The following is a 13,744-nucleotide window of genomic DNA, read 5'->3' as shown; positions in this document are numbered from 1 at the left end:
AAGCTACGAAGTAATGAGACCGTGCTCGTCCAGGACGTCGTGCAGCAGCTCCAGGCGGATCACGGGGTTGTCGAGCATGAGCATGTGGTGCTTCTGCTGGTTGGGCAGCGGCAGCAGTTCGCACCACCGGTTCGCCACCCAGCCGCAGTCGTCGAGGCGGAACGGCGGCTGCACCGGCCAGCGGTGGCGCGGTACGTCGTGCAGCGAGGACAGCACGCGGTCGAGCGCGTCGGACGCGCCCTGCAGTTCGGACGGCACCTTGACGTCGTGGTCGTCCTCGACCAGCTCGGCCTCGGCCATCCACAGCCCGTTCAGGCGCTGTTCGGCGGTCACCACCGTGAAGCGCGAGCCGCCGCGGCAGAGTACCTGCAGCAGCCCGGGCGAGGTGGTGGTGGTTTCGGTGACGGAAGCGATGGTGCCGGCGGCGGCGAAGCGCTCCGGCTCGCCATCGGGCTGGCGCACCTCGTGTCCATGCGTGAGCAAGACCACGCCGAAGGGTGCGTCTTCGGTGAGGCAGCGGCTGATCATGTCGAGGTAGCGAACCTCGAACACCTGCAGCGGCAGCACCCCGTCCGGAAACAGCACCGTACTGAGCGGGAACAAGGGCATGGAAATCGTGGACATGATGTCCATGATGACAGAATCGCAGGCAAAACGGGAGCACGATTGGGCGCGCGCAGGGCGCCTTCAATCAGGCCCCTGCAGCGGCATGCTGCGGATCGCGTGCCCGAAGTTGGCCAGCCGCCAGCGCAGCCTGTCCATGCCCGGATCCGGCATCGGCACCACCCGCACCCGCAGCACCCCGCCCGGCAACGCCGGACAGGGGATGTCCTGCTCGCCCGCCTCCTCCACCGGGAGCCTGAACTCGCCGCCCGGCGCCAGCTGCACCGGGCCGAACACCAGCGGCGCCCCGGTGCCGTTCCTCAGCAACAGCACGTCCTGCACGCCCAGGGTCAGGCGCACCGCCGAAGGCGCCTGCTGGTCGCGCCGCACTTCCAGCGCCAGCTCGTGGCTGTCGCCGCGCAAGGGCCACAGCATTCCCCACAGCAGCACCAGCAATGCGCCGGCCACGAGGGCGGCGAGCGGCCAGTGGTGGCGCAGCAGCTCGGACGACTCAGGCAGCCGCATGCCGGGAGGGTAAAGCGCGGGGGCTCACACGTTTAGAAAGTTGCATCACGTCACTATAGGAGATAATACGATATATTGTCAGACGCGCCCGGTGGCGTGCGCTCCAACACAGCAAGGGTGCGTATCCTACCTGCTTCCGCGCGTTTCCGATCAACCTGCCCCACGGCGCCCTTCGCGCGTACGACTACATGCCGCAGTCCCAGCCAGCCACCCAGCCCAGCCGCATTCCCCTGCCCGGTTCCGGACAGATGCCGCTGCTGCTGGCCATGCTGGTGCTGCTGGTGACCCTCCTGGTCACGTTCAGCGCCTGGAGCAGCGCCAAGCGCGCCGCCGAAGCGCAGCTGCTCGAGACCTTCGACTACCGCACCCGCGACATGGCCTACAGCATCAGCCGCCGCATGGCGGTGTACGAACAGGTGCTGCGCGGCGCGCGCGGCTTCCTGCGCGGCTCGGTCGAGCTCGATCGGCACGACTGGGCGGAGTACTACGGGCTGCTGCGCCTGGACCAGTCCTTCCCCGGCATGGAAGCGCTCGGCATCGCCACCATCATCCCGCGCCCGCAGCTGGCGGCGCACGAGGCGGCCATGCGGCGCCAGGGCCATCCCGGCTATGCGGTGCACCCGGACACGCCGCGCGAAGTCTATACCGCGATCACCCACATCGAGCCCTTCGGCGGACGCAACCTGCGCGCCTTCGGCTTCGACATGTTCAGCGAACCGGTGCGCCGCGCCGCCATGGAGCGCGCGCGCGACACCGGCCAGGCGGCGCTGAGCGGCAAGGTGGTGCTGGTCCAGGAAGGCGTGGGGCACGGGAAGCCGGGCAGCCAGCAGGCCGGGGCCCTGATGTACCTGCCGGTGTACCGCGACGGCGAGCTGGCCGGCACCGTCGACCAGCGCCGCCGGGCCATCGTCGGCTGGGTCTACGCCCCTTTCCGCATGGACGACCTGATGCGGGGACTCGGCGGCGCCCATTCGACCGACCTCGAGGTCGAGATCCACGACGGCGATCCGGCCGGCGCCGCCAGCCTGCTGTACCGTTCGCCGAACGCGTCCAAACACCCGGCGCGCCTGCGCGCCAGCGCCCAGATCGTCCCGGGCGGGCGTACCTGGACCATCAGCATGCGCTCCAGCGCCGCCCTCGAAGAGAGCCTCGACACCAAGCGCCCGCAGCTGGTGGCGATCACCGGCATCGGCCTGAGCTTCCTGATCAGCCTGGTAGTCTGGCTGCTGGCCAGCGAACGGCGCCGCGCGCTGCAGCTGGCGCACGGCATGACGCTGGAGCTGCGCCAGTCGCACGACCGCATCGCCAGCGAGCAGAAACGCATCCAGGTCATCCTCGAGAACGCGCCCGACGCCTTCGTGGCCGTCGATGCCCGGGGCCGCATCACCGACTGGAACGCCCAGGCCAGCCGCCTGTTCGGGCAAAAGCCCGGCCAGGCCATCGGCCGCCCGGTGGACGAACTGCTGCCGGAGGAAAGCCGCGCGTCCTTCCGTGCCGGCTTCGAGGCCTTCGCGCGCAGCGGGCAGTGCGCGATGCAGGGTGCGCCGACCGAACTGCAGGTAGCCGGGCGCGACGGGCGCCACATCGCGACCGAAGTGACGGTGGCGGTGATGCCGACCGAGGAAGGCTTCGGCGCCACCGCCTTCGTGCGCGACATCACGCAGCGCAAGGAAGCGGAAGCGCGCGAGCAGCAGCGCCAGCAGGGCCTGGACGAGGCGCGCCAGCTTCTCGCCAGGGCCCAGAAACTGGAAGCGGTGGGCAAGCTCACCGGCGGCGTGGCGCACGACTTCAACAACATCCTGCACATCATTAGCGCCAACGTGCAGCTGATCCTGCGCGCCGACGCCAGCCACCGCAAGCGCCTGCTCAGCATCCTCGACGCGGTCGAGCGCGGCGCCAAGCTGGCCGGCCAGCTGCTCGCCTTCGCGCGGCGCCAGCCGCTGCACCCGCTCGAGGTGCACGTGGACGGGCTGCTGGAGCGCATGGACAGCCTGGTGCTGCGCGCGGCGGGCGACCAGATCACCCTGGAAAAACGCATCCCGCCCGATCTCTGGCCGGTGCTGGTGGACCCGAACCAGCTCGAGAATGTGCTGCTCAACCTGGTGATCAACGCGCGCGACGCGATGGAAGGCAACGGGCGCATCGTGCTGGCGCTGAACAACGCGCACGTGGAGGGCGACGCCGTGCTGGCGCCGGGCGACTACGTCACGGTGGCGGTCGCCGACAGCGGGCACGGCATGCCGCAGGACGTGATGGAGCACGCCTTCGAACCCTTCTTCACTACCAAGCCCGAGGGCAAGGGCACCGGCCTGGGCCTGTCGATGGCGCACGGCTTCGCGCGCCAGAGCGGCGGCGACATCCGCCTGGCGAGCGAGCCGGGCAAAGGGACGACGGTGACGATCTATCTGCCACGGCATATGGCCAGCGCACCCGTGGCGATGGCCTAGGGCGAATCGTGCGCGACTAGTCGCATGCTACATTGGCCCTGCCTGAACCCGAGCCAGGAGCCCACAGTGTCTTTCTCCGACAATGCCTCCCTCCACGTTCCCGTCGAGCAGAGTGTGCCGCACACCAGGGTCTTCGACAGCACGCTCAAGCTGCTCTCCGAAGGCTATCCCTTCTTCCAGCGCCGCTGCGCCGAACTGGACACCGACGCCTTCGCCACCCGCCTGATGGGCCGGCGCGCGATCTGCGTGAGCGGCCACGAGGCCGCGCGCATGTTCTGGCAGCCGGGCCGCTTCACACGGCGCGGCGCCATCCCGCCGACCACCCTGCTGCTGCTGCAGGACGCCGGCAGCGCCGAAACGCTCGACGGCGAGGACCACCGCCACCGCAAGGCGATGATGATGTCGCTGCAGACCCCAGGCGACCGCGCGCGCATGCTGACGATCGCGCAGGAAGAATGGCGCGCCCGGGTCGGCGGCTGGCCCGCGCGGCGCCGCGTGCGCCTGTTCGACGAGACCGAAAGCGTGCTGTGCGCCGCGGCCTGCCGCTGGGCCGGCATCCCCGCCTCGCACGTCGACCATGCGCGCCTGACCCGGGAATTTTCCGCCATGATCGACGGCGCCGGCACCGTGTTCCGGCGCACCATCCAGGGCCTGCTGCTGCGCAGCCGCACCGAGCATTGGGCCAAGGGCCTGGTCGGGGCGGTGCGCGCCGGCCAGCTGGCGCCGGAGCCGGGCAGCCCGCTGGCCGTGATCGCCCGCCACCGCGACCGCGACGAACAGGCGCTGCCGGTCGACGTCGCCGCCAATGAACTGATCAACGTGCTGCGCCCGGTGGTCGCGGTGGCGCGCTACATCGTGTTCGGCGCCCTGGCGCTGCACGACTACCCCGAATGGCGCGCGCGCGTCGCCACCGGCGACGACGCCACGCTCACCGCGTTTGTCCAGGAAGTACGGCGCTTCTATCCCTTCTTCCCGGCGGTCGGCGGGCGGGCGCTCGATGCGTTCGACTGGCGCGGCCTGCACTTCGCGGAAGGCACCTGGGTGCTGTTCGACATGCACGGCACCAACCACGACCCGCGGCTGTGGCCGGAACCGGAGCGCTTCAAGCCGGAGCGTTTCATTGGCTGGCAGGGCGACGGCTTCGACCTGGTCGCGCAAGGTGGAGGCGACTACCTGACCGGGCACCGCTGTCCCGGCGAAGCGATGACGGTGGACCTGGTGAAGGCCGCGCTGCACCTGCTGGCCTCGGAAGTGGTGTACACGGTGCCGCGCCAGGACCTGAGCATCAGCCTGGCGCGCATGCCGACCATGCCGGCGAGCGGCTTCCAGATCGAGGTGGCGGCGCCGGTGCGCTGAGCGGGTTCAGGCCTGGCTGCGCAGCGCCGGCGCGACCCGCTGCGCACCGTCATGCGCGCCACTGGCGCCCATGACCCGGTTGCGCCCCTGCGACTTGGCCTCGTACATGGCCAGGTCGGCGGCCCGCAGCAGTTTCTCGGCATCCATGCCGTCGTCCGGGAACAGCGCAATGCCCAGGCTGCCCGAGATGCGGTGCACCAGCTCGCCGTCGTCGAACGGCTGGTTCAGCTGGAGCAGGATGTTTTCCGCCACCTTGCGCGCGTCAGGCAGTGCCTCGCAGCGCGGCAGCAGCAGCACGAATTCGTCGCCGCCGACGCGCGCCAGCGTATCGGCTTCGCGCAGGCCCGCGCGCAGGCGGCGCGCCACCAGCTGCAGCAGGCGGTCGCCGGCCGCGTGGCCGTGGGTGTCGTTGACCGGCTTGAACTCGTCGAGGTCGAAGTAGATCAGCGCCACCTTGTGCCCGTCGCGGCTGGCGGCGCGGATCGCCTGGCGCAGGCGGTCGCCCAGCAGCACGCGGTTCGGCAGGCCCGTCAGCGCATCCTCGTGCGCCATGCGGCGCATGCGCGCCTCTTCGAGCTTGCGCGCGTCGATGTTGGAGAAGGTACCGACCATGCGCATCGGATTACCCAGCTCGTCGCGTTCGCTGATGGTGCCGCGCGCATCGATCCAGCTCCAGTCGCCGCTCTGCTTGCGCACCCGGAACTCGGCCGCGAAGTCCGGGCTGCGCCCGGCCAGGTGGCTGCGCAGCTGGGTGCGCAGCTGCGGCAGGTCTTCATGGTGGACGATGGCGTCAAGCGCGCTGCCGTACCACGAGATCACCGCGCGCTCGGTATCGAGGATCATCTGGGCGCGCGCCGACAGCGTGGCCAGGCCGGTGACGACGTCGCAGTCCCACACGCCGTCGCCGGTGGCGGTGAGCGCCAGCTTCCAGCGCGCCTCGGCGGCGGCCAGCGCCTTGAGGGCGCGGCGGCGCCGTTCGGCGGCGCCGAGCGCCGCCCAGCCCAGCAGGGTGAGCACGAAGGACACGGCGGCGCCGACCCAGCTCAAGGCATTGCGCTGCTGGGCGAAGCGCGCCTCGGCGTCCTGCACGGCTTCGCCGACCGTCACCACCATGCCGTAGTCGGGCAGCTTGTGCCAGGCATAGAAGCGGTCGACCCCGTCGAGCTGGCTGAGGCGGCGGAAGGTCCCCGTGACCGGGCTGTGGCCGGCATACGGGTTATTTGTCAGGAAGCGGCCCATGCCGTGGCTGGCGCTGCCGCGGGTGCTGCGCGCGATGACGGCGCCATCGATGCGGACCAGCGACACGGCGGCATGGGGGCCCAGGTCGATATCCTCGTAAAAGCGCACGAAATAGTCGGGCGAGACGGCGGCGATGATCACGCCCTGCAGGCGCCCTTGCGTGTCGCGGATCGAGCGGCTGAACTGCACGGCCCAGGCATTGGTGAGCGTGCAGATCACCGGCCGGCTGACGTCGATGCGGTCGTCGCGGATCCCGAGGTGGGCCTGGTAGCCGGGCGCGCTGCTCAGGTCCAGCCCGGTCTGCCCGGGACCGGCATTGGTGTAGGCGATCCGGCCCTTCGCGTCGAGCACGGTGATGAACATCGGCACCCGGTTGCGCAGGTAGCGCGTATTCTCGCCCACCATTTGAGTAAAGCCGTCGCGGTCGCGCTGCCAGGTGGAGCGCAGCTGGATCAGCGACAGGTCGACGATGCCGACGGTGGCGCGCACTTCCTCGGTGAACACGCGCGCATAGTTGCGCAGGTCGCGCGTGCTGCCCGCCTTGGCGATCGAGGCGAAGCGCGCCTGCTCCACCGCCACCAGTCCCCAGACGATGGGCAGCATGAGGGCCAGGTAGATGGCGAGGTCGCGCAGCACCCGCGGACGAAACAGGTTCGCCAGGCGTGAGCGCCACGAGGGCTTGGAGGTAGAGGAAGACGTAGGCATGACGACGAGCTTGCGGCAACCGGTATCTGGCATGAAGAGGCGAAGCCGGGCGTCTTGCTCGCGCCCGCAAAACTCCTGGATCGCGCCCGTGGTGGTCTAACCCATTATACATACAGTTTCCTGTTGGAACTTACTGTTGATGTAAAATTTGACGATTCCAACGATTTTTCGCCATGATGAAAGAATATTTCATACTGAACAGTAAGATGAAACACTATTTCATCAATAAACGACCGCGCCGCCTGTCATGACGCATGCTAGAGTGACATCATGAAACCGTTCTACAACGCGGCGGGCGTGCTGGCGCTACTGCTGGGCATCTTGGGCCTGTTCCTGCCCCTGCTGCCGACCACGCCCTTCCTGCTGCTGGCCTCCTGGTGCTTCGCGCGCGGCTCGGAGCGCCTGCACCGCTGGCTGCTGTCGCACCCTGTGTTCGGTGAATACCTGCGCAATTTCGAAGCCGGCCGCGGCATCCCGCTGAAGGCCAAGGTTCTCGCCACGGTCATGCTGTGGGGCTCGCTGCTGCTGGCGATGCGCCGCTTCGATGATCCGGCCATCCCCGCCCTGCTGGCGCTGATGGGCGCCGGCGTCAGCATCTACCTCTGGCGTTTCCTGCCGACCCTGCGCCTCGACCCCGCAAAGCGCTAGCCGCGCCATTTTTACGCGCCTCGCCGCACGTCGCCCGAATTTGTACTATCATTAGTTACATGAGACGCGACAGCAAACTATCCTCGGTGCTCCACGTGCTGCTGCACCTGGCCCACAGCGACCATCCGATGACCTCGGAAGAAATGGCCCGCTTCCTCGACACCAACCCGGTGCTGGTGCGGCGCGTGCTGGCCGGCCTGCGCGAGCGCGGCTACATCAGCTCGAACCGCGGCCACGGCGGCGGCTGGAGCATCACCTGCGACCTGGCCAAGGTGACGCTGCGCGACATCTACGACGCCGTCGGCGCCCCGTCCTTGTTCGCGATGGGCAACCGCAGCGAAAAGACCGCCTGCCTGGTCGAGCAAAGCGTCAACGCCGCCCTGGGCAATGCCTTTGACGAAGCCGAAGCCCTGCTGCTGCGCCAGCTCGGCGACGTCACCCTGGCCGACCTGTCGCAGGACTTCAACCGTCGCTTCGACGACTACAAACGCAGCCATCCCCACACGAGGTTTCACCATGAACATGAGCACGACCCAGTTTGACGCCATCGTCATCGGCGGCAGCTACGCCGGGCTGTCCGCCGCCCTGCAACTGGCCAGGGCGCGGCGCCGGATATTGGTGGTCGACGCCGGCCAGCGCCGTAACCGCTTCGCCGGCGAGTCGCACGGCTTTCTCACCCGCGACGGCCACCCGGCGGCCGACATCGCCGGGGCCGGCCGCGCCGAGGTGGCCGCCTACGACACCGTCGCGTGGATCGACGGCAGCGCCGTCGACGCGCGCCCGGATGGCGAGGGCTTCACGGTCGACCTCGACAGCAGGGGGAAGGTGCACGGCCGCCGCCTGGTGCTGGCCACCGGCGTGCGCGACGAGCTGCCGTCCATCGAGGGCCTGGCCGAGCGCTGGGGCAAGAGCGTGTTCCACTGCCCCTACTGCCACGGCTACGAGTTGCAGCAGGGCGCGATCGGCATCCTCGCCAACGACGAACTGGCCTTCCACCAGGCGATGCTGCTGCCCGACTGGGGAAAGGTGACGCTGTTCACCAACGGCCGCTACGCGCCCGACGCCGAGCAGCGCGCCGCCATGGAAAAACGCGGCGTGCTCGCCATCGACGACACGCCGGTCCTGCGCATCGAGGACAGCGCCACCGTCGTGCTGGCCGACGGCCGCCGCATCCCGCATGCGGGCCTGTTCACCTATGGCCGCCTGCACATGGCGAGCCCGATCGCGTCGCAGCTCGGCTGCGAATTCGACGAAGGCCCGCTCGGCCCCTTCATCCGCACCGACATGACGAAGCAGACCACCGTGCCGGGCGTGTTCGCCGGCGGCGACGCCACGCGTCCGGCCGGCAACGTGGCCATGGCCGTGGCCGACGGCGCGATGGCCGGCCTGGGGGCGCACCGCTCGCTGGTCTTCGGCTGAATCAGGAACAGCTGCGCCTGAGCCGGCCCTGGTTGTCGGCCGGATAGCTCAGCAGGATGGTGTCGGTGCGCTGGCCGGGCATCCAGGCCATCTCTACGTCGCCCGATCGCGAAGCGAACAGGTGCGGACCGACCTCCTCCAGCTGGACCCGCCGCCGCTTGTCGAACTCGGCAATGAGCCGCTCGTCGAGGTGGATCAGGTCCAGCCGGTGGCCGTTCGAAAGCGCGTAGCTGCCGACGACCTCGTCGGCCAGCTGGGTGCCGGTGGAAATGCGTCCATCGGGCGCGCCCATGGCCTCGCGCTGGGCGGTGATGTTAACCTTGCCCTGCGGGCCGCACTGGACAGCGAACGCAAGCGGCGCGGCCAGCAGCAAGGCGGCCGCGACAAGCGGATAGAAGCTGCGCATGATGTCTCCTCATGACGGATCGAATGGCAGCCGCACCACGGCGGCCGTCCTGAAGGTCAGACAGCGAAAGCCATGCGGGCGGTCCATCGCAGTATGGGAAGGCATTGAGCGCGATCAAACACATGGCGGATTGCCGGCGATCGCGCATAATGGAAGCCTCATCAGTCACGGCGCAAGGTATGGAAATCCAGTTCCTCGGCACCTCTTCCGGCGTACCGACCAGGTCGCGCAACATGACGGCGATCGCGATCCGCACGCGCGGCGCCAGGCACTGGTCGCTGGTCGACTGCGCGGAAGGCACGCAGCACCGGCTGCTGCGCACGAACTTGTCGCCGATGAGCCTGCGAGCGATCTTCATCACCCACCTGCATGGCGACCACTGCTACGGCCTGCCCGGCCTGCTGGCCAGCGCCGGCATGCTGGGCCGCACGGAAGCATTGGCCATCGTCGGCCCGCCGCCGCTGCGCGGCATGATCGAATGCATCATGGAAGCCTCGCAGCTGACCCTGCCCTACCCCATCGACTGGGTGGCGATCGACGCGCTGGCGCACAGCGACATCCTGCCCGACCTGCGGGTGCGCGCCACCAGGCTGTCGCACCGGATCGATTGCTGGGCCTACAGCTTCACCGAGGCGGCGGTGGAGCGCAAACTCGACATCGACAAGCTGAAAGCCGGCGGCGTTCCCGCCGGGCCGGCCTGGGGCGAGATCCAGCAGGGGCGCAACGTGGTGCTGGACGATGGCCGCGCCGTGGTGGCCGAACAGTACCTGATGCCGCCGCGCAGGTCGCGCAAGGTGATCATCGCTGGGGACAACGACACGCCCGAGTTATTGGCACAGGAAGCGGCGAACGCGGACGTGCTGGTGCACGAGGCGACCTATACGGAAGCGATCCTGCACAAGGTAGGACCGGAACCGCAGCACAGCTCGGCCGCGATGGTGGCGCGCGTGGCGCAGGGGGCGCAGGTGCCGAACCTGATCCTGACCCACTTCAGCCCGCGCTACCTGGACCCCAAGCAGGCAAATGGGAAGGTCCTGACGCTGGACGACATCGAGCACGAGGCGCGCGCGCATTACACGGGCACGCTGGCGCTGGCGCGCGACTTCGCGATCTACGAGCTCAGGAAGGATGGCAGCTTGCATCTGCTGCCGTAAAATCGACCCATGCCCAAGAAAAGCCCCATCTTCCCCGGACCCAATACATCGCGTGGCGCCGTGCTCGCCGTGCTGCTGTCGAACGAAGACCAGCTGGGTAGCGAGCCGCTGCGCGGCCGCATCACCCTGGCCGCCATCGTCCGCGCGCTCAAGCGCAAGTACCACTGGCCGATCGAGACCGAGAGCTTTCCGTCGAATAGCGCGGACGGGCGGGCGACCTGGGCGACGGTGTACAGCCTGCCGGCCGAGGTGATCACGAAAGCGTTGAATGCGGGTGGGCGCGATTGGCTGAAGAGCCGGAAGGCTGGCGCATCCGGTGATCAAGGAATGTAGTCATGGACAAGCGGCCCTTCGACATCGACGTGGCGCTCGAGCGCATCGAAGACGCCGTGCGACCCTGGCCGAAGGCGGCGCTGTTCCAGCTGGCGGAGGAAGGCTTTACCTCGACCTTCGAGCAGCTGCTGGCCTGCATCATCTCGATCCGCACCTATGACGAAGTGACGCTGCCGGTGTCGCGCACGCTGTTCGCGCGGGCACGCACGCCCTCGGCGGTCATGGCGCTGTCCTGGGAAGAGCTGGACGCCTTGATCAGCCCCAGCACCTTCCATGAACGCAAGGCGAACCAGATCCTTGCCATCGCACGCCAGGTGCATGAGCGCTTCGGCGACACCCTGCCCGGCGAGCGCGAGGTGCTGCTGTCGTTCGCCGGCGTCGGCCCCAAGTGCGCGAACCTGGTGCTGGGCGTTGCCCACGGCACGCCCGTCATCAGCGTCGACATCCACGTGCACCGGGTAACGAACCGCTGGGGCTACGTGCAGGCCTCCAAGCCCGAGAAGACCCTGGCGGCGCTGGAATCAACGCTGCCGCAAGAGCACTGGATCGACATCAACCGCCTGCTGGTCCCATTCGGGAAGCACATCTGCACTGGAACGAAACCGCGCTGCTCAAGCTGCCCGGTGCTCGACATGTGCCGGCAGGTGGGCGTGACGGAACATCGCTGAAGCGGCCTGGAGCCGCCAGCGGATGTTCGCCCCTATGCAAGCTTCCGGCAAACAAATTAACCAATTGCATAGCCCCAATAAAAGTGGGTATGTTTTTGTGCTTATTCGATGGGAATCTCCTATGGCGTCTCACATTATCTCGGCCAAGGCTATTTTCCCGCCTGAAATAATATGATCAGTCGAATACTCATCAATTCATGCATAGCGCATCGATTGCGGTAATTATTTATTTCAATGACGGTTTCGTCCGATCGATATTCACAACATATTCAAGGTTTGCAGCACAGTTATTCTTGGGATATATGCTAGATTAAACATTACGTCCGGAGCAGGAAGCTTTGTACGTACCAATTGTTTGCGCAGCCTTTATCAATATTAAAGGAACGATGATGCATATTGAACAAACCAGATTCTATAAAGCACTAGCGGTATCGACATTGACCCTCTTTACGGCGACGATATCCTTGCCAGCTGCGGCGACAAGCAATTTCGAAGTCTCGGCCTCCAATTACCGATATACGGTAAAGGATTTGAGGCCTGACGATGGCCAGGCAGCACAGTTCCTCGGCGAGCTGCGAAGCGTTAGAAACAGTGTGCAAGGAAGCGTCCAACAGGGCGACGCAATTATTTACAGCGACGCCCAGCAGAGCTTGTATATCAAGAACACACCGCCGTCGATTAGCTGGGACGGCAAGCTATCCGGGGAAAGCCATTATGCGTTTGATGCCAATGAAAACGTAACGGGCAATTCATATCCGGTGCACTCATGCTCCCAGCAGATATGCGGGGCGAGCTGAATGCCTCCGCTAGCACGTCGAATATCTTTTTCCAGCTTGCTCCGCACTCCGAGGTTTCGATGTCACTCGACGTGGTGATGAATCTGTACGCGACGCCTGGATCCCTGACAAAAGGCTCAGCACAGGTTGTGCATTGGGCCAGGGCAGACGGCGAGGAATTGAACCAGGCATCCGTCTCCGGCAGCGTGGGGCTATGGAATGACAGTTTTACCGACTCGGTCGACCGCGCCGAAACGCTGACGCTTGGCTTCGTGAATTCGTCGGACCAATGGATGTATGGGTCCTTCGGCTTCAACCTGCGCGCGGATTTCTCGCAAGGGGTGGTAACGGCAGTGCCTGAGGCACCGGCCCCTGCCATGCTTGCCGCCGGCGTTGGCCTGCTGGGGCTGTGGGGACGCCGTCGTTCCCGCGCGAGAAGCTAAGAGTCGTATCGACACCTGCCTTGTATCCATTTCAAGCAGGCGTCGATCGATACACTAGCGCGTTTCTTCAGGCGCTCTTAATGGATGAGCTCCAGCTGCGCCAATGCTTCCACCGCAAAATCCACGAAAGCCCGCACCCGCGCTGGCATGTGCCGCGCGCTCGGGAACACCAGGTGCACCGGCAGCAGCTCGGCTTCGTAGGCGCCCAGCACCGGCACCAGGGTTCCGGCCCGCAGGTCCGGCGCCGCCTGGTAACTCAGGGCGCGCGCGATGCCGAAGCCCTCGCGCGCCGCATGCAGCACGCCCTCCACGTCGTTCACCTGCAGGCGCGGCGTAAAGCGCACCACGTACTCGCGCCCCTCCGCGCCGTAACGCCATTCCGGCAGCCCGCGCACGGCGGTGCCCAGGATCAGCTGGTGGCGGCTTAGCTCCTCGGGCGTGGCAGGTGCGCCGTGCTGGCGCAGATAAGCCGGGCTGGCCACCGTCATGCGCCGCACCGCACCCACCTGGCGCGCGACCAGGCCCGAGCTGTCGAGCGGACCGATGCGCAGCGCCAGGTCGATGCCGCTGTCGATCAGGTCCATGTTGCGGTCGTTAAGGATGAGTTCGACCTGGATGTCCGGATAGCGCATCAGGAATGCCGTCACCACGGGCGCCATGTGGCGGCGCCCGAAAACCGTCGGCGCCGTTACCCGCAGCAGGCCGCGCGGGGTGGCCTGCTGGTGCTCGCTGATCGCCGCGTCATAGTCGGCCAGCAGGCGGCGCGCGCCCTCGGCCAGGCGCTGCCCCTCGCCCGTGGCGGTCAAGCGACGCGTGCTGCGTTCGAACAGGCGCGCGCCAACGCGCTCTTCCAGGGCGGCCAGCTGCCGCGTCACCGCCGAGGGCGAGCGGTGCAGCTTGTGCGCCGCGGCCGCCATGCTGCCTGCCTCGAAGATGGCCAGGAAGACCTGCAGTTCATCCAGACGGTCCATGCTTATTGCGAGAAGTGAAAGAGTGAATTGCGATTATGCCCCATTCCGCAA

15 protein-coding genes are annotated in these 13,744 nt (G+C 67.2%); 10 read left to right on the top strand and 5 right to left on the bottom strand.

Translation table 11 applies throughout. The features are described from left to right. Nucleotides 1–3: 3 nt before the first annotated feature. Together ACK6C6_RS02395 and ACK6C6_RS02390 are read right to left on the bottom strand one after the other, a co-directional pair. The gene (locus ACK6C6_RS02395) at nucleotides 4–624 is read right to left on the bottom strand and encodes an LON peptidase substrate-binding domain-containing protein (protein ID WP_051306744.1); all 621 of its coding nucleotides are present in this window, start codon (nucleotides 622–624) and stop codon (nucleotides 4–6) included. 63 nt (nucleotides 625–687) lie between these two features. Further along, nucleotides 688–1,128, bottom strand: coding sequence for a hypothetical protein (locus tag ACK6C6_RS02390; RefSeq protein WP_409265699.1), 441 nt, complete (start codon nucleotides 1,126–1,128; stop codon nucleotides 688–690). A 188-nt stretch (nucleotides 1,129–1,316) separates the two neighbouring features. Here ACK6C6_RS02390 and ACK6C6_RS02385 point away from each other — a divergent pair, with 188 nt between their 5' ends. Beyond that, entirely contained in the window at nucleotides 1,317–3,575 is a 2,259-nt protein-coding gene (locus tag ACK6C6_RS02385; protein WP_409265698.1) for a CHASE domain-containing protein, read from the top strand. A 66-nt stretch (nucleotides 3,576–3,641) separates the two neighbouring features. After that, nucleotides 3,642–4,931 (top strand): cytochrome P450, encoded by a 1,290-nt coding sequence (locus ACK6C6_RS02380; RefSeq protein ID WP_409265697.1) that lies wholly within the window; start codon nucleotides 3,642–3,644, stop codon nucleotides 4,929–4,931. 6 nt (nucleotides 4,932–4,937) lie between these two features. Here ACK6C6_RS02380 and ACK6C6_RS02375 read toward each other — a convergent pair whose 3' ends face one another. After that, entirely contained in the window at nucleotides 4,938–6,875 is a 1,938-nt protein-coding gene (locus ACK6C6_RS02375) for a diguanylate cyclase domain-containing protein (protein ID WP_409265695.1), read from the bottom strand. A 270-nt stretch (nucleotides 6,876–7,145) separates the two neighbouring features. On the opposite strand from ACK6C6_RS02375, the gene ACK6C6_RS02370 reads away from it, so the two are divergent. From ACK6C6_RS02370 to ACK6C6_RS02360, 3 genes are read left to right on the top strand one after another with little or no spacing between them, the layout of a single operon-like run. Beyond that, entirely contained in the window at nucleotides 7,146–7,523 is a 378-nt protein-coding gene (locus ACK6C6_RS02370; RefSeq protein WP_409265694.1) for a YbaN family protein, read from the top strand. A gap of 59 nt (nucleotides 7,524–7,582) precedes the next feature. Next, nucleotides 7,583–8,065 (top strand): RrF2 family transcriptional regulator, encoded by a 483-nt coding sequence (locus ACK6C6_RS02365; RefSeq protein ID WP_409265692.1) that lies wholly within the window; start codon nucleotides 7,583–7,585, stop codon nucleotides 8,063–8,065. Next, on the top strand, nucleotides 8,040–8,942 hold the full coding sequence (locus ACK6C6_RS02360; protein ID WP_409265691.1) for an NAD(P)/FAD-dependent oxidoreductase: 903 nt from the start codon (nucleotides 8,040–8,042) through the stop codon (nucleotides 8,940–8,942). The genes ACK6C6_RS02365 and ACK6C6_RS02360 overlap by 26 nt, the downstream gene beginning before the upstream one ends. A gap of 1 nt (nucleotide 8,943) precedes the next feature. Here ACK6C6_RS02360 and ACK6C6_RS02355 read toward each other — a convergent pair whose 3' ends face one another. Next, on the bottom strand, nucleotides 8,944–9,348 hold the full coding sequence (locus ACK6C6_RS02355; RefSeq protein ID WP_409265690.1) for a hypothetical protein: 405 nt from the start codon (nucleotides 9,346–9,348) through the stop codon (nucleotides 8,944–8,946). 179 nt (nucleotides 9,349–9,527) lie between these two features. Between ACK6C6_RS02355 and ACK6C6_RS02350 the strand changes: the two genes are divergently transcribed. The 5 genes from ACK6C6_RS02350 to ACK6C6_RS02330 all read left to right on the top strand — a co-directional run bounded on the left by ACK6C6_RS02350 (nucleotide 9,528) and on the right by ACK6C6_RS02330 (nucleotide 12,722). Then, complete coding sequence (locus ACK6C6_RS02350) at nucleotides 9,528–10,502, top strand: ribonuclease Z (protein ID WP_409265689.1); 975 nt, start codon at nucleotides 9,528–9,530, stop codon at nucleotides 10,500–10,502. Between the two features lie 9 nt (nucleotides 10,503–10,511). Next, nucleotides 10,512–10,835, top strand: coding sequence for a hypothetical protein (locus ACK6C6_RS02345; protein WP_409265688.1), 324 nt, complete (start codon nucleotides 10,512–10,514; stop codon nucleotides 10,833–10,835). Nucleotides 10,836–10,837: 2 nt separating this feature from the next. Beyond that, nucleotides 10,838–11,503 (top strand): endonuclease III domain-containing protein, encoded by a 666-nt coding sequence (gene nth, locus ACK6C6_RS02340; RefSeq protein WP_409265686.1) that lies wholly within the window; start codon nucleotides 10,838–10,840, stop codon nucleotides 11,501–11,503. A 338-nt stretch (nucleotides 11,504–11,841) separates the two neighbouring features. Then, nucleotides 11,842–12,300, top strand: coding sequence for a hypothetical protein (locus ACK6C6_RS02335; protein ID WP_409265684.1), 459 nt, complete (start codon nucleotides 11,842–11,844; stop codon nucleotides 12,298–12,300). Nucleotides 12,301–12,359: 59 nt separating this feature from the next. Further along, nucleotides 12,360–12,722, top strand: coding sequence for a hypothetical protein (locus ACK6C6_RS02330; protein WP_409265683.1), 363 nt, complete (start codon nucleotides 12,360–12,362; stop codon nucleotides 12,720–12,722). 77 nt (nucleotides 12,723–12,799) lie between these two features. Here the strand turns inward: ACK6C6_RS02330 and ACK6C6_RS02325 are convergent, their stop codons facing one another. Beyond that, entirely contained in the window at nucleotides 12,800–13,693 is an 894-nt protein-coding gene (locus tag ACK6C6_RS02325) for a LysR family transcriptional regulator (protein ID WP_036215143.1), read from the bottom strand. Nucleotides 13,694–13,744: the final 51 nt, after the last annotated feature.

Origin of the sequence: Massilia sp. BHUDP2, from assembly GCF_046236355.1 — a bacterium.
Lineage (GTDB): Bacteria > Pseudomonadota > Gammaproteobacteria > Burkholderiales > Burkholderiaceae_D > Telluria > Telluria varians.
This window is presented reverse-complemented; position numbering and strand designations above follow the sequence as displayed.

Excerpts from the sequence above, each read along its gene's own strand:
- ACK6C6_RS02395 (WP_051306744.1), bottom strand. The coding sequence starts at position 624 with ATGTCCACGATTTCCATGCCCTTGTTCCCGCTCAGTACGGTGCTGTTT.
- ACK6C6_RS02390 (WP_409265699.1), bottom strand. The coding sequence starts at position 1,128 with ATGCGGCTGCCTGAGTCGTCCGAGCTGCTGCGCCACCACTGGCCGCTC.
- ACK6C6_RS02385 (WP_409265698.1), top strand. The coding sequence starts at position 1,317 with ATGCCGCAGTCCCAGCCAGCCACCCAGCCCAGCCGCATTCCCCTGCCC.
- ACK6C6_RS02375 (WP_409265695.1), bottom strand. The coding sequence starts at position 6,875 with ATGCCTACGTCTTCCTCTACCTCCAAGCCCTCGTGGCGCTCACGCCTG.
- ACK6C6_RS02370 (WP_409265694.1), top strand. The coding sequence starts at position 7,146 with ATGAAACCGTTCTACAACGCGGCGGGCGTGCTGGCGCTACTGCTGGGC.
- ACK6C6_RS02365 (WP_409265692.1), top strand. The coding sequence starts at position 7,583 with ATGAGACGCGACAGCAAACTATCCTCGGTGCTCCACGTGCTGCTGCAC.
- ACK6C6_RS02360 (WP_409265691.1), top strand. The coding sequence starts at position 8,040 with ATGAACATGAGCACGACCCAGTTTGACGCCATCGTCATCGGCGGCAGC.
- ACK6C6_RS02355 (WP_409265690.1), bottom strand. The coding sequence starts at position 9,348 with ATGCGCAGCTTCTATCCGCTTGTCGCGGCCGCCTTGCTGCTGGCCGCG.
- ACK6C6_RS02350 (WP_409265689.1), top strand. The coding sequence starts at position 9,528 with ATGGAAATCCAGTTCCTCGGCACCTCTTCCGGCGTACCGACCAGGTCG.
- ACK6C6_RS02345 (WP_409265688.1), top strand. The coding sequence starts at position 10,512 with ATGCCCAAGAAAAGCCCCATCTTCCCCGGACCCAATACATCGCGTGGC.
- nth (WP_409265686.1), top strand. The coding sequence starts at position 10,838 with ATGGACAAGCGGCCCTTCGACATCGACGTGGCGCTCGAGCGCATCGAA.
- ACK6C6_RS02330 (WP_409265683.1), top strand. The coding sequence starts at position 12,360 with ATGTCACTCGACGTGGTGATGAATCTGTACGCGACGCCTGGATCCCTG.
- ACK6C6_RS02325 (WP_036215143.1), bottom strand. The coding sequence starts at position 13,693 with ATGGACCGTCTGGATGAACTGCAGGTCTTCCTGGCCATCTTCGAGGCA.